The sequence below is a fragment of the Marinomonas algae genome, assembly GCF_047525555.1.
Lineage (GTDB): Bacteria > Pseudomonadota > Gammaproteobacteria > Pseudomonadales > Marinomonadaceae > Marinomonas.
The window spans coordinates 139,852-165,577 of record NZ_JBLIXK010000006.1 but is presented as its reverse complement, the minus strand read 5'-3'; the positions used below and the strand labels follow the sequence as shown (position 1 = coordinate 165,577).

Here is a 25,726-nt window from a genome sequence, read left to right as displayed (position 1 = left end):
TTGGGATCTAATTCTCATCCTGCCGCGCTTTATCAATTGAGAATAGTGACGCGTATTTTAGCACTGGTTATTCTTCTGTTGGTTTTAGTGGGTTTTTTATTGCCAACTGAGTATCGGGTCGAGAGGAGTATTTCTATTAATGCTCCTCTTGAAATCGTCAGTGATAATGTGCTTTCCGGGCAGAAGCTGAGTCAGTGGATGCATGTTCAAGATGGTCGAGTTGAGCTGTTTGACGGTGTTCTCCAAGATGGGGATACGGTCCGTTTATTCTATGATGAGTCAGATGAAATCGGCGAGCTAACTTTGCTGGAGCATACTGGTAGTATCATTCGTTTTGATGTGCGTCCTAAATTATCAACTGGACTTGTGCATAATAGAATAACGCTGGAAAATCATGCTTTGGTTACTGAGGTTAAATGGATCATTGAAGGAAATTTGAGTGTAGGTTTGTTGAGTCCTTACCTTGCCTTTTTTGCAAATGATATCGCTGGTCAGAATTTTGAAGTGAGTTTGCTTAATCTGAAGCAGCAAATTGAATCTCGAAATTAATGGTTAACTCGCTGCATAGTGGGTTGTTTTTCTAGTAAAATTTTTGCTTGATAAGATTGCTGGCCACGAATTCCTAAAACAGAAATATGAGTGCCTGGCTTTAATGAAGTGATAAGTCGCTTTATTTGAAATGGGTCTTCACTTGGGGTGTTGTTGATACTTAAAATGATATCCCCAACTTCTATTCCAGCTTTATCTGCAGGGCTTTTCTTTGTTATGTCGCTGACCAGTAATCCACTGTCTGATGCTAATGAGAGATTGTTTGCCAGCAGAGGTGTGATTTTTTCAGCCTCCATTCCTAAATAACCACGAACCACTTCGCCGTATTTGATGATGTCTGCCATGACGGTAATGGCGTCGTTGACAGGTGTTGCAAAGCCGATACCTTGTGATCCCCCCGTACTTGAATAGATGGCAGAGCTAATGCCAATAAGTTCGCCATTGAGATTAACTAATGCGCCGCCTGAGTTTCCAGGGTTAATGGCCGCATCGGTTTGTAAAAAATTCTCGTAAGTGTTCAGGCCTATGCTATTTCTGCCTTTAGCGCTGATAATTCCAGATGTTACGGTTTGTCCGATGCCAAACGGGTTGCCTATCGCTAGAATTCTATCTCCAACGGAGACTTTATCGCTGTTGCCCATTTTAATGTTTGGAAGATTAGGTAAATCAATTTTTAATATGGCTAGATCGGTTGATGGATCAGATCCAATTAGAGTGGCTTCGCTACGTCTGCCATCATTTAGAGCGATAACAATACTATCGGCATTTTGAATGACATGGTGGTTTGTCAATATGAAGCCGCTTTTGGTAGCCAAAACGCCAGAGCCTAAATTAATGCTGTGTTGTGAAGTGCTGTTGAGATTGTTTTGTTGTATCTGGGAGTAAATGTTGACTACCGAAGGTGTCGCTTTTTGTACAGAAGAGGCGTAGCTAAATTGAGTGTTTTTCTGTTTCTCTTGGATTAGGAGTGTTGCTAGGCCTATACAAGCACCTGCAAGTATAGAGATAATGATGGGTGTCCAATAATTTTTTTGAAGCATAAAATTTAAGAGGTTGTTTTGCTGCGCAGTGAATTTGAATTAATACTTAACCAGGCATTGAGCCCAGATCGCTTTAAAGATTATGCGCCCAATGGTTTGCAGGTGGAAGGAAAAAAAGAAATAAAGCGTGTTGTGACTGGTGTTACTGCAAGTCAGGCACTGATAGATGCTGCTGTAAAATATGGTGCAGATGCTATTTTTGTGCATCACGGTTATTTCTGGAAAGGCGAGTCGCCATTGATTGTTGGTATGAAATACAAGCGCATTTCTACCTTGATCAAGAATGATATTAATTTATATGGTTATCATTTGCCGCTTGATGCGCATCCAACGCTTGGGAATAATGCTGGTTTGGCTGATGCCATAGGACTTTCTAACCGTGTAGGTCTACAGTCTGGAGTTTCAATTGAAGAAGCAATTGGAGTAGTAGGAGAGTTGAGTGGGCCGATGATGGTTGATTCATTTCAGCAATTAATAGAATCGGTTGTGAATAGAAAAGTTCTCTTTGAAAATGTGGGTGATCGAAAAATTCAGCGTGTGGCGCTTTGTACTGGAGGGGCTCAGGGGTATATCGAACAGGCGGTTTTGGCCAATGCAGACGTTTTTATCACTGGGGAGGTTTCAGAACAGACGATTCATGTGGCGAGAGAAATGGGGATTCATTTTATTGCTGCTGGGCATCATGCGACAGAGCGTTTCGGTGCTCAATCTATCGCTAAATTTTTATCAGAAAAACATGATTTAGATGCTGTGTTCATTGATATCGACAGCCCAGCTTGATTTTAGTTTGTTTGAAAAAAACGGACGCCTAATTAAATAAGCGTCCGTTTTTTAATGGATTGGTCTAATGCAGGTTATATAGCGCGTTTAGGCTCGTAATCAGTGTCTTTATCATTTAAGCCAAACTCTTCGCTTAACATACCAAGCTCTTTATCTTTTTTGAGTGCGTAATCTCTAGGTGGTGCAACGGCATCTGTGGCTTCTGGTGACATTGCTTCGTTACTTTCAATGCTGCTTTTAGAGTCTATTGCTACGCTACTAATTTGTTTCGCGTTTTCAGCGAGAGTACTTCGTAAGCCTGTCATGTGCTTTTCAATAAAGTTTAGTTTTTCGTTGCTGTCCATAAAGAAGTTATCAATGATGACTTGTTTACTTTCAAGTTCTTGTTGTAGAGACCGAATCGTCACAAGGTCTGAGCTTGATGCTTTCTTGGTGTTTTTTGCGGTAAAGTTTTTAATTGCGAAAGTAATGACGCTGCCAAGGATGATGCCAGTAATAAATATGATGATGTTGAATTCTTCTAAGTTCATGTTTTTCTCCAAAAAAGCATTTGTATCATTATATCTGAAATCGTACCTACGATAACAGTATGATAGGTGTTGTTTAAGTGACAATTTGTTAGAATAACCATAATTATTTTATCTTTACGAAAGAGTGACAATGACTCCAATTACACGTTATAAGCAAGATCTAACACGGGAAGATTTTAATTACGATCCAGCTCAAGAGGAGGCGGTGGAAGCGCTTCAAGATCTGTTTGATCGTTTAGTGGCTAATCAGTCAAATCAAACCTCAGGCGGCTTTCTTAGTAAATTTCGTAAAAAGAAAGCGCCATCGGTTGAGCAAGGCTTGTATTTTTGGGGTGGTGTTGGTCGAGGAAAGACTTATCTTATGGATACTTTCTTTGATTGTTTGCCAACAGAGAAAAAAATGCGCCTTCATTTTCACCGCTTTATGCAGATGGTTCATCAAGAGTTGCGTAAGTTAAACGATGTGAAAAATCCGCTTGAAATCGTTGGTAAGGAGATTTCATCTAAGGCTCAAGTTTTGTGTTTTGACGAGTTTTTTGTCACTGATATTACTGATGCCATGATTTTGGCGGGTTTATTGGAAGTTTTGTTTGAGAATGGAACGACTCTTGTTGCTACTTCTAATATAGAGCCGGATGGGTTGTATAAAAACGGCTTACAACGAGCTCGCTTCCTACCTGCAATTGATCTAGTTAATAAATACACTAAAGTCATGAATGTGGATGGTGGCGTTGATTACAGGCTTAGAACATTGAAGCAAGCTAAGCTGTATCATTTTCCTCTTAATAAGGAAGCAGATGAAGCGTTGAATGAACGCTTTATGAGTCTCATTTCTGATGCTTCTCATATTGTAGAAGGTGGCGCTGCTGAAATAGAAGGGCGCGAAATACCTCTTATCCGAAGCTGTGAAGGTCTTGCTTGGTTTGATATTAAAGCTTTGTGTGATGGCCCAAGAAGTCAGGTTGATTACATTGAAATTGCTCGACTTTATTCGACGGTTATCATTTCCAACTTGCCGCAAATGGATGCGCCTCGTGATGATTTGGCGAGACGGTTTATTAACCTGGTTGATGAGTTTTATGATCGACATGTTAAGGTGATTTTTTCTGCTGAAGTGGCTATACCAGACATTTACATAGGCACTCGATTGGCATTTGAATATGATCGTACTGTTAGTCGACTGTTGGAGATGCAATCTGAAGAATACTTATCATTAGAGCACCGCCCCTAAATAGATTTTGGACTTTATCTTTCTTGTAATTTGCAGTATAATTCGCTCGCCTTTTTGAAGGTAAGTGTACGTTTATCGAATTTATTTTTGATAAACCAATAATAATAGGTATAGCGTGTCATTGAGCACGCGTATTGATAGGGTTTTTTGATGAAAACTTTTACAGCTAAACCTGCTGAAGTTCGCCGCGACTGGTTCGTGGTTGATGCTGAAGGCAAAACTCTAGGTCGCTTGGCTACTGAAATTGCTCGCCGTTTACGTGGTAAGCATAAAGCGGAATATACTCCTCACGTTGATACAGGCGATTACATCGTTGTTGTTAATGCTGAGAAAATTCACGTTTCTGGTAACAAAGCAGCTGCGAAACAATACTACCGCCACACTGGTTATCCAGGCGGCTTACGTTCTATGAATTTCGAGAAGTTGATTGATCATGCTCCTGAGCGTGTTCTTGAAATCGCCGTTAAAGGTATGTTGCCAAAAGGTCCTTTGGGCCGTGCAATGCACAAGAAAATGAAAGTGTACGCTGGTACTGAGCATCCACATGCTGCTCAACAGCCTCAAGAACTTAACATTTAATACGGAAGATCATTATGTCAGCTACTCAATACTACGGTACAGGTCGTCGTAAAACGTCTACCGCTCGTGTTTTCCTTAAAGCCGGTTCTGGTAACCTAGTTATCAATAACCGTACTCTTTCTCAGTACTTCGGTCGTAAAACAGCTCAAATGGTTGTTCGTCAGCCACTTGAATTAGTTGATGCTACTGAAAAATTTGACGTTTACATCACTGTTAAAGGTGGTGGTATCTCTGGTCAAGCTGGTGCGATCCGTCACGGTATCACACGTGCATTGATGCAGTATGATGAGACTCTACGTCGTACTCTACGTTCTGCAGGCTTCGTTACACGAGATTCTCGTGAAGTTGAACGTAAGAAAGTTGGTCTACGCAAAGCACGTCGTCGTCCTCAGTTCTCTAAGCGTTAATATTTGCTTTAGAACAAACCTTAAAACGCTTGGTGTATTCACCAAGCGTTTTTTTTGGTTGAAACAAAAAACGAATTTCTATTTGTTTCAGCAAGGTATTTTCTAAGAAAAAATATCTCAAAGGTGTTAGAATATCTGCTCTTAGAATTCATGGTGCTCTAAGAGGATTTTGTTACTATTACATTTTGCCATGAAAGGTTTAATCACGTGATGAGATTTTGAATTGTCGTTGTCTTGTCATATTATCGTTTGTCCTCTAATTAGAGGATGTGGAAGTTTTCAAAATAGGGGTTAGACATGGGTGTTATTGCAAAGCGCTCCTCAATGACGTTCTTTTCTGATGGAGAAGATCATTACAGCCATAGAGTTCGAATTGTATTGGCTGAAAAAGCCGTCACAGTGGACATCATAGATGTAGACCCGTTCAACAAGCCTGACGAATTGGCTGATGTTAATCCATACAATGAATTGCCTGCATTGGTTGATCGTGATTTAGTTCTTTATGAACCGAACGTCATGATGGAATACTTGGATGAACGTTTTCCTCATCCACCATTATTGCCTGTGTATCCTGTTGCTCGTGCTGAAAGCCGTTTGTTTATGTACCGCATTCAGAGAGATTGGGCGAGACTAGCAGATCTGATTCTTTCCAGTAAAGACAAAGAAGTCGTTGCTCAAGCACAAAAAGAACTGCGTGAAGGTCTAATTAGTGTTTCTCCTATTTTTGAAGAGAAGCCTTATTTTATGAGCGATGAATTTACTATCGTTGACTGCTGTTTAGCGCCAGTATTATGGCGTCTACCTGTGTTGGGTGTTGAAATCCCACAAGAGCAGGCAAAAGCTTTACATAAATATATGGACCTTGTTTTCTCTCGTGAGTCTTTCCAAGAAAGTCTTTCTGAAGCCGAGCAAGAAATGCGTTTAGACTAGTTTTAAGTCAAGTTGGCTTTTAAATAGTGATAAAAAAGGAGCTTTATGCTCCTTTTTTTACAAATATTGAATCGGAGTGAATATGTTACCTAAACGATCTTATTTACTAAATGCTGCTTATGAGTGGGTGGCTGATAATGATATGACGCCTTATCTTTTAGTGGATGCTGAGCAAGCTGGGGTTGTTATTCCAACTGAGTTTGTCAAAGACGGAAGAATTGTTCTAAATATCAGTATGTCTGCGGTACGCCATTTAATTATGGATAAAGAGGCTGTATCTTTTGAAGCCCGCTTTAGTGGTAAGCCAATGCAAGTTTATGTGCCAATTCAAGCTGCATTAGCATTGTACTCAAAAGAGAATGGTGATGGTTTTGTCTTTCCTGATGAAGAGTTTTTAGATGATCCGACCCCGACACCTCCTGAGCCGAAAAAGGGCTTTCAATTAAAAGTTGTTAAATAAATTTCATAAAAAAGCCACTTTGGAAAGTGGCTTTTTTATTTCAAATAACGACTAATCTGTTTAGTTATTTTATTCTTCGTAGCCGAATAATTGGCGTTCAAGCAGGTCGACTAAGGTATGGATAACAGTTAACTGGCATTCATGTACTCTTGCTGTGCCAAGTAGGTTTATTTTTATCTCTGTATCGTCTTGAGATGTAAGAGAGGAAACGTTTTTCGCCTCAGGGCTTGTTAGGGCGACAATATTCATTTTTCGCTCATGGCCAGCTTGAATAGCTTGAATAATCGGGGACGTGTTTCCTCGATTGGCAATGACGAATAATATATCTCCTGGATTACCAATAGCGGTGATTTGTTTGGAGAAAACGTCGTGATAGCTATCATTGTGCGTTACTGATAATAAAGCTGCGCCATCACCACTTAAATTGAAAGCCGGTAAACCAGGGCGCTCTCTGTCCATTCTATCAAGCAATAAAGTACTGAAATATTGAGCTAAATGTGAGCCGGTGCTGTTGCCGATACAAACAACTTTTCCGCCAGAAGCGATACTGGCAAACATAACTTTTGCAGCGTGCTCAATGTAAGGTGGTAAGCTTTCTAGGGCTTGCTGTTGAGCCTCGAAGCTCTGGGCAAATTGGGTATAAATTGCTTCTTGAAAATCCATATAATTAAAATACTGCTTTAAGCCAGGTTAAATGGGAGTTATCTATCTTTTCATCAAACAGTACCGCATCGAATCGGCTTGGATGATGTTGTTTATTGTTCTTTTGTAGCCATAAGGAGGCGCTATTACGAACTTTAGTTAGTTTGGAATTGCTTAAGCTTTCTGCTGCGCTGCCATATGTTGAGTTGGCTCTGAAGCGTACTTCAATAAAAACATAAGTATCGTTATCTAAAAAAATAAGGTCTATTTCCCCAATACGACAAAAGAAGTTCCGTTCTACAAAATGAAGCCCCTGAGAGCGTAAAAAAGCTTCTGCTTCTTGCTCTGCTTTTTCGCCGTTATTCTTGGGTAGCTTCTTCCTGTTTAAAAAACTGCGCACTGTTCGCATATACCAAATTTCCTTTTCGGTAAGTCATTATTTCTGGACGTTTATGGAAAATACCATCTTTGTCGATTGTTATGATGCCTGTGTTTGCAGCAATTTTCGTGCTAGGTAGTAATGTAAATAATTGATATTTATTCGCTAGCAGGTAGGAGTCAGCTCCAAGTGCTTGTAAGCGACGTAGAATATTTGAGCCTTGACTTTGGAATAGTCCACTAAGAGCTTTGTTGTTTGGTGTTAGCGCTGGAAGCTCTGTAAATAAAATTCGTTCTATGTCGTTTGGGTTGGTGGACTTTTCGGGAGCGCTATCGTTTAGCGTACTGGTCGCTAGCATTGGGATTCCGTCTGCGAAGTGGAAGTCCAGCAGAGGACGTATTTGTTTAGCGTCCGTTAATTTGCCTGCATAATATATGTAATCAAGATCTTCACGAGATCTTGCTATACTTTCGACCTGAACGCCTGACCATTGTTCGATCAGCCTTTTTCGTGCATAGCTTTCATTCACAAGAAGCAATTTTTGTATCGCATCTTGTCTACCTCGTGGGGTGTTTGCGTAAGTTTGGTTTGATGTGATGTTAACATTCTCTTTTGTAGCTGCTTCTCGGAATTCATCGCTTTGTTTTTGTGCCCAAGTATCTTGGGTACTTAAAATCGCTGCATTCTGGGCACCTTCTTGTTTTGCAAAGGCAATAAGTTCATGTATCTCATCTTCTGGATTTAATGAGAAGTGGTATAGGTTTTTCGCATGTAAATTCAGATCAAGCTGGTTTAATGCGATCACAGGTGTGCTGAGTTCTAGCCGACTAATTTGAGCCACATTATTTTTTTGTAAAGGCCCTATAATAATATCTGGGAGTTTCTCATTTGCTGCCGCTAAAGCATCTTTGATGTTTTCATAATTATTCACATCAATAATAAATACTTGTGGCCTTGATTCCTTTTGGTTGTAGAAAGAAGAAAAGAAGCCATCAAGTATCGCCTGTGATGCTCGTTCTAAGTTGCCACTCATTGGCAGCATAATAGCGATTTTTTTCGGAGCCATGTCGCCTAAGGATGACATGATTTGAAAGTCTTTAGGAGGCAATATAGCAGCGGGATGATCTGAATTATCATTTTGCCATTGGCTGAATGTATTGAGTTGTTGCTCAATGGATAAGGTTTGATCTCTTAATATCCCACTAATAGTGAGCCAGCCATGTAATGTTGGGTCTTTTTCTTGATAAAGCTCATCTATTTCATTCTGTGTTAGGTTCTGGATTGCCAGCCAGAGTTGCTCTTGGTTTCTCTCGCCTTCATTTAGAGGTAAGTTGTAAGTCAGCGCCATGCGAGTTTTTACAACGGCTAACCAATCGCCAAAGTGCTCTAGAATGGTGGCTTTGCTTTCTTGCAATTTGTTTTGATTATCAGGATGACGCGCAGAAGAAAGCAACTCGGCTTCTTTCCAATAATCAAAAGACTTTGTCATGTCATCTAATTTCGCTGCGGCCAAGGCGGCTAAAAGATAGCCATCTAATTGAAGTGTAGAGTTTGTACCAAGGACGTTAAGTTCTAATCTATCAATAACTTGTTGGTAATCACCTTGCTCATAAAGTTTCTGAGCTAAGTTATAGCCTTCCAGAACCTCTTCTTTAACCTTAGAAGTAGAGAAAGGGTGATAGATGCTTGGTGGTGTTGTGTTTTCTTGCGAGCTGTCGCTCGTAGTGTTACTTGTGTTCTGAACCGTATTTTGAGGCTGTTCCACATTTAAACTCATGGAATTACAAGCACTCAGCAGAAAAGTGCAAAGAGTTAATGATATGATGCGGTAATTAAGTAGGCTCATAAGATTATAAATGGCAGATAGAAGAGGCAATATGGTACCACATAGTTCTGATGATGCGAGAGGGTCGCTGTACATAGTTGCGACGCCGATAGGCAATCTAGATGATTTTAGTAAAAGAGCAGAACAAACTTTACGGGAAGTTGATTATATTGCCGCAGAAGATACTCGACACAGTCGCCGATTGTTGAACCACTTTGGGATCGAAGCAAAGCTTTTTTCAATTCATGACCATAATGAAAAAGACAAAGCGGATTATGTTGCTAGTTTATTAGATGAAGGCAAAAGTGTGGCTTTGGTGTCTGATGCAGGAACGCCTCTGATTTCGGACCCTGGTTACCATGTGGTTCATGCATTGCGCTCACAAGGTCATAAGGTAGTTCCAATTCCGGGTGCTTGTGCATTGGTAGCGGCTTTGTGTGCTTCTGGTTTGCCGACAGATCAATTCTTTTTTGCAGGTTTTGTTCCTGCTAAGTCAAAAGCTCGTTGTGACTTATTTGAATCATGGAAGCAGCAAGCTGGGACTGTGGTTTTTTATGAATCGACTCACCGTGTTTATGATTCGATTGTTGATGTGCAAAAGGTTTATGGAGAAGACGCTCAATTAGTATTGGCTCGTGAAGTGACAAAAACATTTGAGACATTTTTATCGGGTACAGCTGAAGAAGTGTTAGCTATGTTTGATGCGGATGCGAATCAATTGCGTGGTGAGTTTGTTGTTATGTTGAGTTTCACTCAAGAAAGTGGCAATGAAGCTGAATTGGAAGCAAAACGTATACTTTCAATTCTCCTAGAAGATTTACCTGTTAAACAGGCTGCGGCAATGGCAGCAAAACTGACAGGAGAAAAGAAAAATTACTTGTATAAAATGGCGCTTGAAATGCAAGAGTAACTGATTTCTTGGCATGCTTCTATAAGAGCTCAAATGAGTTTGTAGAGAGGTGTGTCAATTTAGGCTTTTCTTGATTGCTTCATTTGGTACATACGCTGATCGGCTAAAGAGATCCAATCAAAGTCTGTTTTGACTTCCTCTCGTGTCGCAATACCGTAGCTGGCGTCTGCTTCGGTAAAGCCATCTTTTTGTAATTGCAAGATGGCGCAGGTTATACAATCTTCTACTTTTCTCACTGAAAAAGGTGCTTCTATCAGTATGGCAAACTCATCTCCCCCGATCCTAAATAGCCGAGCACCTTCCGGCTCTAGGAAGCTAGAGACGTGAGTTGCATAGCTTTGAATCAACTGATCGCCTTTTTGGTGTCCATATAAATCGTTGTAGTATTTTAGCCTATCAATATCTGTGACGATGAGTAGGTGAGAAGGCGATGTGTTTAGGGCTTGTAGGAAAGCGTGGCGATTGCCTAGCCCTGTCAATTGATCATGCTTCGCCATATAGTGTAATTCATGGCTTTTTTTTCGCAGTTGTATCAGCATGATTAAAATAACCGTCATAATCAAAACCAATATTGCTGCAGCCCACATCCAAACACGGCTTTTAAATTGAGCGCGTTTATTGTTTGCTTCTGCTGGTGCTAATTTTGTTGAGGAAACAATCGTCTCTTGTTCTAGCTTGAGGTTTTTTTGCTGTTGCTCGAGATTTGCAATGGCTGCTCTATCGATACGATCCCGCTCTTTCACATAGGTTGCATGAAACAACTTATGGTATTCCAGAGCGATTGGGTATCTGTTTAGCTTTTCTAGTATCTCGACGTATTCTAAATAAACTTCTGGTGAGGTGTCGTTGAGCTTGTTTGTTGCAGAGTAGATTGCTTCAGATAGTAGTTTTTCCGCTTCCACCATATTGCCAAAGTAGCTTTCTAGAAATCCAAGATGGCGCTTTGCTTCTTTCAGGTAGCTTTTGTTGTTCACTTCTTGGGCGAGAGAATGGGTTTCTCTTGCCAGTATTAGGGCCGCTTTAAATTCTTTTAAGTCTCTTAAAACCTCTATATGTACAAGTGAAAAGTATAAAAAATAATCTTTTCTGGGGTCTACAGGGTTTCTTAGGTATTGGTGAATAATATTCAGAGCATCTTGCGGGCGAGCTTGTTGCCTAACTGCTGAGGCGAGGATGCCATATAGATAACTGATGGCGTCCACTCGACCTTCGGGGATAATGTTAAGAGCTTGTTTGGTGTATTGTTCCGCTTTTATATAGTCTTTCGCGTTTAAAAAGGCCTCACCTAGAATGATGTTAATGGTGAAAATGGAAGGGTGATCTGGTTGTATATTCTTAAACCACTCTTCAGCTTGATAAAAATAGGGGAGAGCTTCAGCTACACGCTTTTGTTTCACTAATAGCTGCCCATAAATATGGTAGAGATTAGCTTGAGTGTTAAGAGCGCTTTTAGAAGAAGGTTCCCACTTTTTAATCGACAGAAGTGACTTTTCAATCATGTTACTTGCAGAAGAAAGCTGACTGAAAAACATTAGGTCGTAGCTTGTGATCATCATCCAGCGATAGCGGACAGCAGCGTTTAACTCATTGGCATCTTCGTTAGACAGCCATTGAGCAAGATATATGCTGGCGTCTACCTCATTGGCTTCTCTTAAAAATGCGCTGATTTCCGTACTGGATGATGTGTACTCTTCTTCTGATAGCTCGTTGGTTTTTAAAATGTATTTCGACAGAGATTTTTGAAGGGCTATTGTGTCTTTGGAATGTAACGCTACCTGAATATCTTGAAAAAAAGCATCTGTATCTTTCGCGTTTGTTGAAGGTGCTATGAGCAAAGTTACGAGTAAAAAAATACCTAAGATTACAGAGGTCTGTTTTATGTTTATCGTAAATGGCATTTAGTCACCTGATAACTGCTTATATTTACTCTTGCTGTATAAAAAGGTTTTTGCAGTCCAGAGTGTGAGTTTGCATATTCTTTACTTAAAGTTGAGATCATCCTATGTAAATTTCAATAGAAATACAATCAGATGATGTCTATTGCTTAAAGGAATAAGGAATATCTGTATGCACTTATCTTATATAATAGTACACGGCGAGTTTTTGATGCTCTGTCTTTTTAAATTAGCGTATTTCAGCTGATTGCCACGATGTGAAAGTTTGGCACAAAGTGAGCTGTCAGTTGAAAAGGGAGAAATATGTCTTCACTAAAATTTAATGATGATGAAAAACGAAAAATGGTAGAAAAGCTTAAGGACTATTTAGATCAAGAGCTGGATACATCAATAGGCTCTTTTGAAGCTGAATTCTTTTTAGATTTTATTGCGAAAAACTTCGCAGCGACTTTTTACAATAAGGGTTTAGCGGATGCTCAAGAAGCTATGATGGGGCGAATTGAAACCATTAATGATGCTATTTATGAATTGGAATTGCCAGATGCGTAAGTACTTACAGTTTATTGTATTTTCGCTTTTGCTATCACCCTTTCAATTGTTATTGGCTGAGCAGGGCTTTTCCGAAATCTATTCTCAAGCAATGCTTTCTAATGATGCGTATTTGTCATTAGATGAATTGGAATTGGCGTTAAGTGAGCAACATCAAGTTTTGCTCCATAAGGCAACCATCCAATCAAGCCAAGTGAATTATTTCATCAGCGAAGCAGCAGGTGTACAGACGATTGGTGTTCGCGGAACGGCCAATTTAGAAAATGTAATGCTGGATTTATCTGTCTCTTTGCAATCTGACTCTTTGCTGAATATTAAGCTGCATCAAGGTTTTTCAGGTGGAGCAAAGGCGGTTTATGATGATATCAAACCTTATTTGTCCATAGATAAACCGATCCATTTAACTGGGCATAGTTTGGGTGGCGCGATCGCTGTGGTTCTGGGTATGTATTTAACTCAGGAAGGGTATCAAGTTGAACAGGTTATTACCTTTGGACAACCAAAAGTGACTAATGTGACAGGTGCCGAACAATTTAAGACTTTGCCGCTGATTCGAGTGGTTACGCCTCATGATATTGTCCCCTTGGTTCCACCATTGAGCCCTTTGCAAATTAAAGAGTTGGATATTTATTGGCACATGGGGGCTGAAGTGATTCTTATGGAAGGTGGGAAATACTCAGAAACGAGCGGTATAAAAAGTGCGATGCGAGCAACAAAATTCACCTCATCTATTCCGAGTGAAAAGAATTTAGTCGCTCATAAAATGACGACCTACTTGATGCTAATTGATACGTTGAGAGAATCATCAGAAGAAGTGCCTTATAAAACAGAAATCAGTTTATTTGGCTTTTCATTAGACTAAAAAAATAGGGCGTTACATCATAACGCCCTAAGTTTCTTGTTACTAACAACCTCTTTTTTCAGAGGCTAGCTTGCTACTTTATTGAACAGCTCAAAGTAGGTTGGGAAGGTTTTAGATGTACAACCTGGATCATTAATCGTAACGGGAGTATTTGAGAAAGCGACTAAAGAGAAACACATGGCGATACGGTGATCGTTGTAGGTATCAATAGCCGCATGCTTGAGTTCTTTAACTGGCGTCACAGTAATGAAGTCTTCGCCTTCAATTACCTCGGCTCCAAGTTTTTTCAACTCTGTTGCCATCGCATATAAACGGTCGGTTTCTTTTACGCGCCAGTTGTAGATATTACGAATACTTGTCGTACCTTCAGCAAATAAAGCGGTTGTGGCAATTGTCATTGCGGCATCTGGAATGTGGTTCATGTCCAAATCCACGCCTTTTAATTCGTTATGCTCTGCTTCTATCCAAGTGGGTCCATAAGTGATTTTAGCGCCCATTTTGGCTAATACATCCGCGAACTTCACGTCACCTTGCACACTGTCTGTTCCTACCCCATGAACTTTGATTTTTCCGCCAGCGATGGCGGCGGCGGCAAGAAAATAAGATGCGGAAGAAGCATCGCCTTCCACCATGATCTCACCAGGGCTTTGGTAGGTTTGTTGACCTTTTACAATAAAGGATTGGTAGTTCTGGTTCTCAACTTCAACACCAAACTGTTTCATGGCGTGTAATGTGATGTCTATGTATGGTTTAGAGACTAATTCGCCATCTACTTTGATGGTTAAGTCTTCTTTAGCCAATGGCGCACTCATGAGGATTGCGGTTAAAAATTGGCTAGAGATATTGCCTTTTATAGAAACTTCACCACCAGATAAGCCATTTGCTTTAATTCGTAGTGGCGGGTAGTTCGTTTCTCCTTGGTATTCGATGTCGACACCTAGGTTTTTTAATGCATCGACAAGATCGCCAATGGGTCTTTCATGCATTCTAGGTTCGCCATGAAGTAAAAACTCCCCTTGGCCAAGACATAATGCCGCGGTAAGAGGTCGCATGGCTGTTCCTGCGTTACCTAAAAATAGGTCGCCGAAGTCTGCTTTTATTGGGCCGCCAAGTCCTTCTAAAATACAGGTAGTTCCTTGGTCTTGGAGTGTATAAGCAACGCCAAGTTTTTTGAGGCTTTCTAGCATGTAACGAATGTCGTCACTGTCTAGAAGGTTGGTAATCTTGGTGGTTCCTTTCGCAAGTGTGGCTAAAAGTAGAATGCGATTAGAAAGGCTTTTAGAGCCAGGGATTTGGATTTCTCCATCGGCTTTAGAAAGAGGGCCAAGAGTGATTGAGTTCATAGTTTTTTCCGTCACAGTATTTTATGTTTGTTGTTGAGGCGCTGCGTCAAGAGGCCAAAAGAATAGGTTATGTGTTGTTTAAAATATTCCGTAATAGTAGGTGGACGCGTCACTCTGTGAAAGAGGTCAGTCTTGAATAGCAAGCATTATACCTTTGATGGCGTGGTATGTCAGTTACCGATAGAGAGTTGCTTGATAAACGCTCATTTTTTTGTATCTAACCTTCCGGTCTTTGTTGTGCTTGGTGTAATAAGCGTAGTGTTTCGTAAAGTAGAGCTTTAATTCTGCCAGTTTTACCTATAATGCAATTCGATTTCAAAATGTAGTTAAGGTGTGATTTATGAAGCAGTTATTACGCGGTGTTGGCATTGTTTTGGGGTTGTGTTTTGTTTCTGCTGTGCAGGCATTACCGACTCCAACAGGAAAGGTCATTTTGACCGTGACGGGTAATATTTTAAATATAAACACTGCAGAAGGAACCGCTGAGTTTGACCGTAAAATGTTGGTAGATTTGGGGATGGTTGATCGCCAAACAAAGACGCCTTGGAGTGAAGGATCTAATCTCTATCAAGGGCCATATTTAAGATCGTTAATGGAAGCGGTTGGTTCTCAATCTGAGACCCTGTCGGTAAAAGCGTTAAATGACTACAGTGCTTTGGTGCCAGTTCAGGACGGTTATGAGCATGATGTTATTTTAGCTATGGATATGAACGGTAAAGCTATGAGAGTGAGGGACAAAGGGCCTCTTTTTATTCTTTATCCGTTTGATCAAGATGCGAGTTTAAATAACGAAGTTATTTACAATCGTTCCGTTTGGCAAATCAAATCCATCAATGTTGAGTAACATTTGATGCGAAACTCTTTTCTGAATATTTTCAGAGTACTCGCCAGCAAAAAAGTACAACCTTTGTTCTGGTTGGCGAGTGTTGCGCTTGTCTTCATGGTTTTTTCTATTCTGGTTTTCTCGGAACTCTACAAACATCAAAAAAAGATCATGTCGGCCGCGGAAGAGGATGCTTTGTGGGCTTCTTATCAGCTTGATAAGGAGCTGATGAACTTTAAAGAGTCTCTTCGTGTATTAGAGGAAGATTATTCGAATGAGAATTTAGAAGAAACTCAGTTGAGCTTCGAGATTTTGTACAGCCGAATTAATATTTTAAGAAATGGGAAGCTAAAGGCTCTGTTTAACCGTTCGCCTAATGCTGTGGGGATTTTAGAGGTAATTCGGGATAAGTTAGATGAAATGGATGTGGTTGTTTTTTCTGACGATGCACGAATAGATGTTACCTACTTGCTTAATGAAAACGATTTGCTGATTGATAAAACGGAAGCTTTTATCTTGGAGACATTGGGTTTCAGATCTAAGGAAAAAGAAAAAAATAGAGAAAACTCGATCAACCTTCTTTTATATCTTGGTAGTTTGATTGGCCTTCTTACTGTCTCGGTAATGTTTATCATCTACTTACTTTTTAAACAGTTGAGCTTGGTAAGGCGCTCTTATCAAAAATCCCAGAAACTGACTGTTGAACTAAAAGAGGCTGTTGAATCTACCAAGAAAGCATTGATGGCTAAGAGTGAATTTTTGGCGACGATGAGTCATGAGATAAGAACACCGATGAACTCGATTATTGGCTTTAGTCATTTGTTATTGAGCGGTGATATTGATGATAAGAATAGAGAAAAGGTCAATAAGATCCAAAAGTCGGCAAACAGTTTACTTTCTATTATTAATGAAATTTTAGATTTTTCAAAAGTAGACTCAGGTCTGATGAGTTTAGAGAAAGCACCTTATCATATTGATGATGTGCTAGAGCATGTTTATCAAATTCACTTTCATTCAGCTAGAAAGAAAGGGCTTAGATTTAGTATAAGTCGAGACTTTTCTATTTATGAGGTTTTAATTGGAGATAAAACACGATTAGAGCAAATACTAATTAATATTATTGGTAATGCGATTAAGTTCACTGAGTCAGGTTTTGTGGATGTTAGACTTGCTTTAAAAGAAAACCAGAATCTTATTATCACCGTAAAAGATACAGGTATAGGTATTAGCGAGGGTGTTAATGTGTTTGATGTTTTTCAACAAGCAGATAGCAGCACGACTCGTTTGTATGGCGGAACTGGCTTGGGTCTTAGTATCACGAAAAAACTACTTGATCTTCTTGGGGGTAGTATAAGTTATGAAACCTCAAGCGTTTCAGGCACTGTGTTTACGGTATCTATTCCATATCATCCAGACATTACTCATTCTCCAGTTTCATGTGAAATATCGGTTATTCAAGAAGATGTGAGAACAATTGAAACGGTTAATGCCACTTGCTCTGATAATGTTTTTATTTACGGCTCTAGTGAAGCTTGCTTTTCAAAATCTCCTGTTTTGGTTGATTTCCAATGGTTGCAAGAAACGGCAGGTTTGCCTAAAGACGCTGAGACTTTTCTAAAAAGTAATGGGGTCTTTTTTAATCTTGATGGTGACCAGAAAAAAGATATTTTGAGCACAGATCTAGTTACGCCTAAAAATATATGTGCGGAGTTTAATAAAAAAGAAACGCTTACGGCTTGTCATAAAGAAAGTAAAAAGAAAGAAGATGAAGACAAAACGCTTCAAGGTAAGCGAATCCTTTTAGCGGAAGATAATAAAACAAATGCGAGCATAGTTACTGCAATTTTAGAAAAGAAAGGTGGGTTAATTGACTGGGTTGATAATGGAAAAAAAGCTTATGAAAAAGTGATTTCCGCTGATTACGACCTGATCATTATGGATATTAGAATGCCTGTTATGGATGGTTATGAGTCGAGTAAGAAAATCCATGAAAAACTGTTAAATGAAAGGCCTCCAATTCTCGTATTGACCGCAGACGTTATTAAAGTCAATGAAAGTGGTGTTGATTTTTATTTTGATGATGTTTTGTTTAAACCATTAAATCCGAATGTTTTGATGGAGAGAATGAAATCTCTTTTACTGCCTTATGATAAAGAAGAGAAAATGGATTTAGGGTTAATTGAGAAAGACTTAACTTCTCTGGAAGGGATGCTCCAAGAAGGAAGGTCTGAGTCTGAAGAGTTGATAAAGAAAATAATAGAAATGAATGCGGAGTGTGATCATATTAATCTTCTTGAAGAGGCGGTGAGAGACATCTGTAGTTATGATTATTATGACGCTTTATCTAAGATTGAAAAATACAAACAACTTGTTTTTAAAGCAAGTTAAAAGGAAATTACTTTGAACCGTTTGATTGAAAGCATAAAAAAGGATTCGCCTTTAAAGCGAGTTTTGATTGTTGATGATGTGCCTGAAAATATTGATGTCTTGAAAGATATTTTATCGGATAACTATCATGTGCAGATAGCGAAAAGTGGCAAGATTGCTTTGGATATCGTCAATCGATCTTTGCCTGATATTATTCTATTAGACATTATGATGCCTGAAATGAATGGCTTTGAAGTGTGTGAAAGATTAAAAGCATCACCTAAAACACAGGATATCCCTGTTATTTTCTTAACGGCTGTAACCGATGCCCAACATGAGCAAAAAGGTTTTAGTGTAGGGTGTGTAGATTTCATCACTAAACCCATCACTCCTTTAACAACCTTGTCACGTGTAGCTGCTCATCTCAAGCTTGCTGAAATACATTTACGCAATAAAGAGCTGATAAAGCGTAGAACGAAAGAGTTGGATGATGCTCTGCGCTCTGCTGTTGGTATGATTGCAGAAGTAGGGCAGTTGAACGACACAGATACTGGAATACATATGTGGCGTATGGCAGATTACAGCGCAGCGCTTGCTAAAAAATTGGGTTGGAGTTCGAGAGACGTTGAGTTACTCAAATTAGCTGCGCCCATGCATGATACGGGAAAAGTTGGAATCCCAGATTCGATTTTAAAATCTCCTAATAAATTGACGGAGGGGGAGTGGGATGTCATGCGTCAGCATACAACTATCGGTCATCAGATTTTAGAAAAAAGCGAAGCGCCTTTATTTAAGTTGGCAGCCGAAGTTGCGCTTAATCATCATGAAAAGTGGGATGGCTCTGGTTATCCGTCTGGACTTGCTGGCGATGAAATTCCATTGGCGGCTCGTATTGTTGCGATTGCTGATGTGTTCGATGCTTTAACAATGGAACGATCTTACAAGCGGAGCTGGTCTATTGAAGAAGCTTTTGCGCACATAAAACAAGATGCAAATAAACATTTCGATCCGCATCTCGTTGAATGTTTCTTATCCATAGAAGAAGAGTTACGTGATATTAAAGAAAAATGGAGTGCAGTAGCTCATTGATTTAGTGATTTACTGCGCAGCACTTTTTGTATTTTTTTCCTGAGCCGCATAAACATGGATCGTTGCGGCCAATGTTCATTTCGGCTGAGTTAACAAGAGGTGTATTTTTTTGAACCTCATGCTCACCTGTAATGTAAAACCACTGACCTTTTACCTTTTTGAAAATCGAGCGCTCGCTCAGGCGGCCAATGTGTTTACCCTCTTTAAAGTGTGCTGAAAAAGCAACAACGCCTGTTTTGTCTTTTTCTAGGCCGTCTTCCGTGCTGTTAATTTCCAGTTTGATCCATTGTGTGTGGTCATTGCTGTCTTCAATGTCGGCCGCTGTTTGATCTGGTGCTTCTTTCAGTTTTTGCGTTGCCGCAATGTATTCGAAATTGCGAATGGCGAAAGCAGTATAACGAGAACGCATAAGTGTTTCTGCTGTTGGTGCAGTGCCTGGATTATTGTGGTACATACCACAACACATTTCATAAGGCCTGCTTGTACCACACGGACAATTTACCGGGATTGGCATAGATAAACTCCTCTCATCGCCAAATACGCTTTAACAAATAAACTTTAAGGTGCGTATAATACCTTTTTATTTAATGGCTAACAGGAATTATTTGTGACCTCATCGGGCCCTACTTCATTTTTTTGGTTTGATTTTGAAACAACCGGAACGGACCCTGCGAAAGATCGCCCAATGCAATTTGCTGGGATTCGAACAGATCTTGATTTTAACCCCATCGGCGAACCTATTATGTTTTACTGCCGATTGGCGGAGGATGTTCTTCCTCAGCCAGAAGCCTGTTTGTTAACTGGGATTAGCCCGCAAGACGCGAACCGAGAAGGTTTGTGTGAAGCTGAGTTTATGCAAGCAGTAGAAGCCGAATTGTCCTTGCCTGGCACTTGTGCGCTTGGCTACAACACAATTCGTTTTGATGACGAAGTGGTTCGTTACGGCTTTTATCGTAACTTCATTGACCCCTATGCAAGAGAGTGGCAAAACAACTGTTCCCGTTGGGATGTGATTGATTTGGTTCGTATGACCTATGCAATGCGTCCAGAGGGAATTGTTTGGCCAAAAGATGAAAACGGTCAGGTTTCTATGAAGCTTGAAGCTCTGACTAAGGCGAACGATATTGCCCATGAGCAAGCCCATGATGCGCTTTCTGATGTCTATGGCACGATTGAAATAGCTAAATTAATTCGAGAAAAACATCCTAAGTTATTCAATTATTACTTCAAAATGCGCCAAAAGCATGAATTACAACAATTTATTGATGTTGCGCGTTTAAAACCTTTTTTACATATCTCTGGCATGTTCGGACAGGCAAAGCATTACTCTGCTTTTGTGGTGCCGATTGCACCTCATCCAACGAATAAAAACGGCGTGATTGTTTATGATTTGATGGCCGACGCTCAACCTTTAATTGATTTGAGTGTGGATGAAATTCGTCATCGAGTGTTTACCCGTCAAGAAGAGTTGGGTGATCTCGAAAGGTTGCCCTTGAAGGTGATTCACTATAATCGCTCGCCCGCGGTTGCTCCGGCAACTTTTCTGAAAGACGAAGCGGTAGTGAAACGACTTGGATTAGATGGCGCTGTGTGTCGTCATAATCTTGCCATGATTAAAGGGCACACTGAGCTTGCAGCAAAACTCAGCTCTGTATTCATGCAAGAAGAACGTCCGATCTTAAAAGATCCTGATGTAATGTTGTATTCGGGTGGTTTCTTTTCTCGTGAAGATAAAGCGCGTATGGAGACGATTCGTTCAACCCCACCGCACGCTTTATCTGAATTGGCTATGTCGTTTGATGATCGTCGTTTGCCGGAAATGTTGATGCGCTATATTGGGCGTAATTACCCAGAACAGCTCAGCGAGCAACAAAGAATGGAATGGGAAGAGTATCGACAAATTCGTCTGCTTGAAAAAGACGGTGGCGGCTCTATTACAATGGACCAGTATTTCGATCGACTTAATCATATTGCTCAAACACCTGATTTGCCGGCAATGAAGCAAATCATGCTGCAAGATTTGGCAGATTACGCTCAGAGTATTTACCCAATAGCTTTGTAAGGAATTGGTATGAACGAACAACATAATAAAGGGCTTTATTGGCTGGTTGGCTTGGCTGCCTTTGTTATCATTATCGCAGCATTAAAAGAAGCTTCTCAAATAGTTGTTCCTTTTATGTTGTCTGTTTTTATCGCTATTATTTGCGCCCCCGCTATGTCTAGCTTACGCCGCCGGAATGTCCCAACTTGGCTTTCTATTCTGTTGGTTGTGATGCTCATATTGTTTGGCATTAGTTCTGTTGCTGTTTTGGTTGGGGCGTCTTTGGATAATTTCTCCAGTCAGCTTCCTAATTACAAAAACCGTTTCGCAGAAGAAATGTCTAACTTGATTCAGGTGGTTAATGGTTTCGGGCTGCAGATTTCCTATGACCAAGTTAAAGGTTATGTTGACCCTTCTTCTTTAATGCAGATGGTTGCAAATGCGTTAAGAGGATTGGGTGGCGTGCTAACTAACCTTGTGTTGGTGGTGATGATCGTGATTTTTATTTTATTTGAAGCGGTTGAGTTACCTAAAAAGCTTTCATTGGCTTTTAACGATAATCCTAAGTCGATGGATAATTTAGAGTCCTTTGTCAAATCAGTAAATCGTTACCTAGTCATTAAAACTTTACTCAGTATTCTAACGGGCGTGCTGATTACCTTTTGTATGTGGGTTTTAGGTGTGGACTTCCCAATATTGTGGGGCGTGTGTGCTTTCCTTTTAAACTTTGTTCCTAATATAGGTTCTATTATTGCAGCAGTGCCAGCCATCTTGTTGGCTTTTGTTCAGTTGGGCAGTTTATCAGCTGGGTTGGTTGCGGGTGCGTTTGTACTGGTTAACTTGATTGTCGGTAATGTAATCGAGCCACGCTACATGGGACGTGGTTTAGGCTTATCTACTTTGGTGGTGTTTCTATCTTTGCTGCTTTGGGGATGGGTATTCGGCCCTGTTGGTATGCTGCTTTCAATTCCATTGACCATCATTATGAAACTGGCATTTGAAGCCAATCCTAAAATGCATTGGTTAGCTGTATTGCTTGATTCTAAAGTCGAGGATGAGAAAAGTTAGTTGTCAGGTTTATGTTGTCAATGAGTCTATCTTATTTCTAATACTTCCTAGCTTATTTCAGTTTTATTGTATATACTTCGCAATCGGTTTTCCTCCGAGAATTTCTAGAGAATTTTATTAAGGCATGTAAATGATTACAGGCCTTATCCTCACCAAAAAAAGGTACTAATTTACATGTCTGATGCTGATACTCAGCCTACATTTGATTCGTTGGGTTTAATCGCCCCTGTTCTTAAAGCGGTTGCTGACTTAGGTTACGAGCAACCATCTGCTATCCAAGCGCAAAGTATTCCATATCTATTAGAAGGTCGAGACCTTTTGGGGCAAGCGCAGACGGGTACTGGTAAGACAGCAGCGTTCGCGCTACCGCTGTTGTCTCGCATTGATGTTACAGATAAAACGACCCAATTACTTGTCTTGGCTCCAACCCGTGAACTTGCTATTCAGGTTTCTGAAGCATTTCAAAGTTACGCACGTAACCTTCCAGATTTTCATGTTCTGCCTATTTACGGCGGCATGTCTTACGACACTCAACTTCGCCAACTAAGACGTGGTGTGCAAGTTGTTGTTGGTACACCTGGTCGTGTTATGGATCACATTCGTCGTAAAACATTGAAGCTAGAAGGCCTTAAAGCCCTAGTTCTCGATGAAGCTGATGAAATGTTACGCATGGGCTTTATCGATGACGTTGAGTGGGTTCTTGAACAAACTCCGCCAACTCGTCAGATCGCTTTGTTCTCTGCAACAATGCCTTCAGTGATTCGTCAGGTGGCAAATCGTCATTTGAATAATCCAAAAGAAGTTAAGATTGTTACTAAAACATCGACGGCAACAACCATCACTCAAAAATACTGGCCTGTAAGTGGCTTGCATAAGCTAGATGCTTTGACTCGTATTCTTGAGATGAACGAACACGATGGCATGATCATCTTCGTTCGTACGAAAGCGGCAACAGTTGAATTAGCTGAAAAGCTAACAGCTCGTGGTCACGCTTGTGAAGCGCTAAATGGTGATATCAGCCAGAATTTACGTGAGCGTACCGTTGAACGTATCAAAAAAGGTCAAATCGACATTCTTGTTGCGACTGACGTTGTGGCTCGTGGTTTGGATGTAGAGCGTGTTAGCCACGTTGTAAACTACGACATTCCATACGATACAGAATCTTATGTTCACCGTATTGGTCGTACTGGTCGTGCGGGTCGTTCTGGTACTGCAATTTTGTTTGTTGCGCATCGTGAGCGTCGTATGTTGCAAGCCATTGAGCGTGCAACACGTCAGCCAATCGAAAGTATGACATTGCCTACAGCTTCTGACATTAACGCTCAGCGCGTTGGTCGTTTCAAGCAACGTATCACTGATGCAATGGATAATGAAAACCTTGATTTCTTCCTAGAGCTTGTTCAAAGCTACCAGAAAGAAAATGAAGTGGATCCATTGAAAATGGCCGCTGCTTTGGCTCATATGGCACAAGGTAAAACACCATTGTTGCTATCTGAAATGGAAGTTCGCCAAGAGCGCAGAGAGCGTCGTGATGATCGTGAGAACTCTCGCGGTGACCGTGGCGATCGTGCACCTCGTGAACGTAAAGTGCGTCCGGTAACAGCGGAAGCTATGCCGTTAAAAGACGATCCAAATACGTCAATGACGCGTTACGTTGTTCAAGTTGGCTACAGTGCAGGTGTTAAGCCTGGTAACATTGTTGGTGCGATTGCAAACGAAGCGGAAATCGAAAGCCGTTATATTGGTCACATTGAAATCTATGAAGATTTTGCAACAGTCGATTTGCCAACAAACTTGGATTCAGGTGTGTTAGGTAAGCTAAGCAAAACTCGTATTTGTGGTCAGCGTACTGATATTGCTAAGTTGGAAAATGCAGATGAGCTGAACAAGCGTGCAGCATCACCATCTCGCAAGCGTCCTTCTGGTGACCGTCGCCCTGGCGGCCGTTCTGGTGGTGGCCGTGGTCGTGATAATAATCGCGGTGACCGTCGTCCAAGAGCACCTCGCAAAGACAGTTAATTCGTTAAGTTAATACTTAATGATCAAAAAAACCGAATCTTTTGAAGATTCGGTTTTTTTATGTCTAAAGAGTAGGGTATTTGGCGCTGCTACTTCTTAGTAGATTCTGGTAATATGCTCCTGCTTTTTCCCTTCCCAACCAAAAAGGCCAATGATGAACGAAATTACTATAATCAAGCCAGACGATTGGCATTTACATTTTCGTGATCAGGACATGTTACTTGAGACTGTTCCTGCAACCGCTCGTTGTTTTGAACGTGCAGTGGTGATGCCAAACCTAGTCCCACCTGTGACGACTGCAGACCTTGCATTGAGTTATAAAGAGCGCATCTTGGCAGCGCGTCCTGAGGGCAGCTCGTTTACTCCGATCATGACGATTTACCTTACGGATAAAACCAGCGTTCAAGATATCAAAGACGCTAAAAAAGCCGGCGTCTTGGCTGCAAAAATGTACCCAGCTGGAGCAACGACTAATTCAGATTCCGGTGTGAACTCCCTTGAATCCCTTTACCCAGTATTTGAAGCTTTGGCCGACAACGATATGTTGTTGTTGATTCATGGTGAGGTGACGCAAAAGCACATAGATATTTTTGATCGTGAGAAAGAATTCATTGATCAGCATATGGTCAATATTGTTGAGCGTGTGCCGAATCTAAAAGTCGTGTTTGAGCACATCACCACAAAAGACGCGGCAGAATTTGTGATGTCTGCGCGAGAAGGGGTTGCTGCGACCATTACGCCACAGCATTTGTTGTTAAATCGTAATGACATGTTGGATGGCGGTATGCGTCCGCATAACTATTGTTTGCCAGTGTTGAAACGCAGCACTCACCAAGAAGCATTGCGCGCTGCGGTGAAATCAGGTTCACCTAAGTTCTTCCTTGGTACGGATTCAGCGCCTCATACAAAAGAGCGTAAAGAATCAGATTGTGGTTGTGCAGGTTGTTACAGTGCTTGGTCTGCACTAGAGCTGTATACGCAAGTGTTTGATGAGCTTGATGCGTTAGATAAGCTTGAAGGTTTTGCCAGTCTTCATGGTGCGGATTTCTATGGCTTGCCTCGTAACACAGAAACGGTAACTTTAGTGCGCGAGTCTTGGGAAGTGCCAACCAGTATTACTTTGCCAAATGGTGAGCCGATTGTGCCGTTTTTTGCGGGTAAACCTGTTGCTTGGAAACTGAAAGGCGAATAACAAGTAACGAACGTTAAAAGCAAGCTGAGCCTAATAAAAACTGAACCGACTCATGAGCTGATTCATTGAGTGGTTCAGTTTTTTTATGGGAAATAAAAGGCAAATAGGTTTATTTGTCATACATTTGGCAGTGTTTTTATTGGCGTTAAATCCCTAATATTCTACTGTTTTTATAATGTTAATCAGGGACATATAAGGCAAAAAATGCTCTAATGA

General features: G+C 40.6%; 25 protein-coding genes. 17 read left to right on the top strand and 8 right to left on the bottom strand.

Annotation, left to right across the window (positions count from 1 at the left end; all coding sequences use genetic code 11):
* Positions 1-549, top strand: a complete 549-nt coding sequence (locus tag ACMUMQ_RS10545; protein WP_414681949.1) for an SRPBCC family protein — start codon at positions 1-3, stop codon at positions 547-549.
* Here ACMUMQ_RS10545 and ACMUMQ_RS10540 read toward each other — a convergent pair.
* Positions 546-1,589 (bottom strand): S1C family serine protease, encoded by a 1,044-nt coding sequence (locus tag ACMUMQ_RS10540; protein ID WP_414681948.1) that lies wholly within the window; start codon positions 1,587-1,589, stop codon positions 546-548. The genes ACMUMQ_RS10545 and ACMUMQ_RS10540 overlap by 4 nt on opposite strands.
* A gap of 18 nt (positions 1,590-1,607) precedes the next feature.
* Here ACMUMQ_RS10540 and ACMUMQ_RS10535 point away from each other — a divergent pair, with 18 nt between their 5' ends.
* A complete protein-coding gene (locus tag ACMUMQ_RS10535) occupies positions 1,608-2,369 on the top strand; it encodes a Nif3-like dinuclear metal center hexameric protein (protein WP_414681947.1) in 762 nt (253 codons plus the stop codon).
* A gap of 74 nt (positions 2,370-2,443) precedes the next feature.
* Here ACMUMQ_RS10535 and ACMUMQ_RS10530 read toward each other — a convergent pair whose 3' ends face one another.
* On the bottom strand, positions 2,444-2,899 hold the full coding sequence (locus ACMUMQ_RS10530; RefSeq protein WP_414681946.1) for a ZapG family protein: 456 nt from the start codon (positions 2,897-2,899) through the stop codon (positions 2,444-2,446).
* A 130-nt stretch (positions 2,900-3,029) separates the two neighbouring features.
* On the opposite strand from ACMUMQ_RS10530, the gene zapE reads away from it, so the two are divergent.
* From zapE to ACMUMQ_RS10505, 5 genes are all read left to right on the top strand, one after another.
* A complete protein-coding gene (gene zapE, locus ACMUMQ_RS10525) occupies positions 3,030-4,130 on the top strand; it encodes a cell division protein ZapE (protein ID WP_414681945.1) in 1,101 nt (366 codons plus the stop codon).
* Between the two features lie 150 nt (positions 4,131-4,280).
* A complete protein-coding gene (rplM, locus tag ACMUMQ_RS10520) occupies positions 4,281-4,709 on the top strand; it encodes a 50S ribosomal protein L13 (RefSeq protein ID WP_317003614.1) in 429 nt (142 codons plus the stop codon).
* Between the two features lie 14 nt (positions 4,710-4,723).
* Positions 4,724-5,116 carry a 30S ribosomal protein S9 gene (gene rpsI, locus ACMUMQ_RS10515; RefSeq protein ID WP_317003616.1) on the top strand — a complete coding sequence of 131 codons (393 nt, stop codon included), beginning with the start codon at positions 4,724-4,726 and terminating at the stop codon, positions 5,114-5,116.
* A 297-nt stretch (positions 5,117-5,413) separates the two neighbouring features.
* A complete protein-coding gene (locus ACMUMQ_RS10510; RefSeq protein ID WP_414681944.1) occupies positions 5,414-6,046 on the top strand; it encodes a glutathione S-transferase N-terminal domain-containing protein in 633 nt (210 codons plus the stop codon).
* A gap of 82 nt (positions 6,047-6,128) precedes the next feature.
* Positions 6,129-6,506, top strand: coding sequence for a ClpXP protease specificity-enhancing factor (locus ACMUMQ_RS10505; protein ID WP_414681943.1), 378 nt, complete (start codon positions 6,129-6,131; stop codon positions 6,504-6,506).
* Between the two features lie 69 nt (positions 6,507-6,575).
* Here ACMUMQ_RS10505 and ACMUMQ_RS10500 read toward each other — a convergent pair whose 3' ends face one another.
* The 3 genes from ACMUMQ_RS10500 to ACMUMQ_RS10490 are packed head-to-tail and all read right to left on the bottom strand — an operon-like array spanning position 6,576 to position 9,304.
* Positions 6,576-7,169 (bottom strand): SIS domain-containing protein, encoded by a 594-nt coding sequence (locus tag ACMUMQ_RS10500; RefSeq protein WP_414681942.1) that lies wholly within the window; start codon positions 7,167-7,169, stop codon positions 6,576-6,578.
* A gap of 4 nt (positions 7,170-7,173) precedes the next feature.
* A complete protein-coding gene (locus ACMUMQ_RS10495; protein ID WP_414681941.1) occupies positions 7,174-7,557 on the bottom strand; it encodes a YraN family protein in 384 nt (127 codons plus the stop codon).
* Positions 7,508-9,304, bottom strand: coding sequence for a penicillin-binding protein activator (locus ACMUMQ_RS10490; RefSeq protein ID WP_414681940.1), 1,797 nt, complete (start codon positions 9,302-9,304; stop codon positions 7,508-7,510). The genes ACMUMQ_RS10495 and ACMUMQ_RS10490 overlap by 50 nt, the downstream gene beginning before the upstream one ends.
* 79 nt (positions 9,305-9,383) lie before the next feature.
* Here ACMUMQ_RS10490 and rsmI point away from each other — a divergent pair, with 79 nt between their 5' ends.
* Complete coding sequence (gene rsmI / locus ACMUMQ_RS10485) at positions 9,384-10,262, top strand: 16S rRNA (cytidine(1402)-2'-O)-methyltransferase (protein WP_414681939.1); 879 nt, start codon at positions 9,384-9,386, stop codon at positions 10,260-10,262.
* Positions 10,263-10,321: 59 nt separating this feature from the next.
* Here rsmI and ACMUMQ_RS10480 read toward each other — a convergent pair whose 3' ends face one another.
* On the bottom strand, positions 10,322-12,160 hold the full coding sequence (locus tag ACMUMQ_RS10480; RefSeq protein WP_414681938.1) for a tetratricopeptide repeat-containing diguanylate cyclase: 1,839 nt from the start codon (positions 12,158-12,160) through the stop codon (positions 10,322-10,324).
* Between the two features lie 300 nt (positions 12,161-12,460).
* Between ACMUMQ_RS10480 and ACMUMQ_RS10475 the strand changes: the two genes are divergently transcribed.
* Both ACMUMQ_RS10475 and ACMUMQ_RS10470 read left to right on the top strand, forming a co-directional pair.
* Positions 12,461-12,706, top strand: coding sequence for a DUF2164 domain-containing protein (locus ACMUMQ_RS10475; RefSeq protein ID WP_317003630.1), 246 nt, complete (start codon positions 12,461-12,463; stop codon positions 12,704-12,706).
* Entirely contained in the window at positions 12,699-13,568 is an 870-nt protein-coding gene (locus ACMUMQ_RS10470; RefSeq protein WP_414681937.1) for a lipase family protein, read from the top strand. Before ACMUMQ_RS10475 ends, ACMUMQ_RS10470 begins: the two co-directional genes overlap by 8 nt.
* A 65-nt stretch (positions 13,569-13,633) precedes the next feature.
* On the opposite strand, the gene aroA is transcribed toward ACMUMQ_RS10470, so the two are convergent.
* Entirely contained in the window at positions 13,634-14,911 is a 1,278-nt protein-coding gene (aroA, locus tag ACMUMQ_RS10465; RefSeq protein WP_414681936.1) for a 3-phosphoshikimate 1-carboxyvinyltransferase, read from the bottom strand.
* 340 nt (positions 14,912-15,251) lie between these two features.
* Between aroA and ACMUMQ_RS10460 the strand changes: the two genes are divergently transcribed.
* From ACMUMQ_RS10460 to ACMUMQ_RS10450, 3 genes are read left to right on the top strand one after another with little or no spacing between them, the layout of a single operon-like run.
* Entirely contained in the window at positions 15,252-15,755 is a 504-nt protein-coding gene (locus tag ACMUMQ_RS10460; protein WP_414681935.1) for a putative pterin-binding protein, read from the top strand.
* A 6-nt stretch (positions 15,756-15,761) separates the two neighbouring features.
* Positions 15,762-18,122: an ATP-binding protein gene (locus ACMUMQ_RS10455; protein WP_414681934.1), complete on the top strand. Its 2,361-nt coding sequence runs from the start codon at positions 15,762-15,764 to the stop codon at positions 18,120-18,122.
* A gap of 12 nt (positions 18,123-18,134) precedes the next feature.
* Positions 18,135-19,190 (top strand): HD domain-containing phosphohydrolase, encoded by a 1,056-nt coding sequence (locus ACMUMQ_RS10450; RefSeq protein ID WP_414681933.1) that lies wholly within the window; start codon positions 18,135-18,137, stop codon positions 19,188-19,190.
* Position 19,191: 1 nt separating this feature from the next.
* On the opposite strand, the gene ACMUMQ_RS10445 is transcribed toward ACMUMQ_RS10450, so the two are convergent.
* Positions 19,192-19,704 (bottom strand): YchJ family protein, encoded by a 513-nt coding sequence (locus tag ACMUMQ_RS10445; RefSeq protein ID WP_414681932.1) that lies wholly within the window; start codon positions 19,702-19,704, stop codon positions 19,192-19,194.
* A 93-nt stretch (positions 19,705-19,797) separates the two neighbouring features.
* Between ACMUMQ_RS10445 and sbcB the strand changes: the two genes are divergently transcribed.
* The 4 genes from sbcB to pyrC all read left to right on the top strand — a co-directional run bounded on the left by sbcB (position 19,798) and on the right by pyrC (position 25,510).
* Positions 19,798-21,252: an exodeoxyribonuclease I gene (gene sbcB, locus ACMUMQ_RS10440; protein WP_414681931.1), complete on the top strand. Its 1,455-nt coding sequence runs from the start codon at positions 19,798-19,800 to the stop codon at positions 21,250-21,252.
* A 9-nt stretch (positions 21,253-21,261) separates the two neighbouring features.
* Positions 21,262-22,299 (top strand): AI-2E family transporter, encoded by a 1,038-nt coding sequence (locus ACMUMQ_RS10435; protein WP_414681930.1) that lies wholly within the window; start codon positions 21,262-21,264, stop codon positions 22,297-22,299.
* Positions 22,300-22,473: 174 nt separating this feature from the next.
* Positions 22,474-24,318: a DEAD/DEAH box helicase gene (locus ACMUMQ_RS10430; protein ID WP_414681929.1), complete on the top strand. Its 1,845-nt coding sequence runs from the start codon at positions 22,474-22,476 to the stop codon at positions 24,316-24,318.
* Positions 24,319-24,472: 154 nt separating this feature from the next.
* Positions 24,473-25,510 (top strand): dihydroorotase, encoded by a 1,038-nt coding sequence (gene pyrC / locus ACMUMQ_RS10425; RefSeq protein WP_414681976.1) that lies wholly within the window; start codon positions 24,473-24,475, stop codon positions 25,508-25,510.
* Positions 25,511-25,726: the final 216 nt, after the last annotated feature.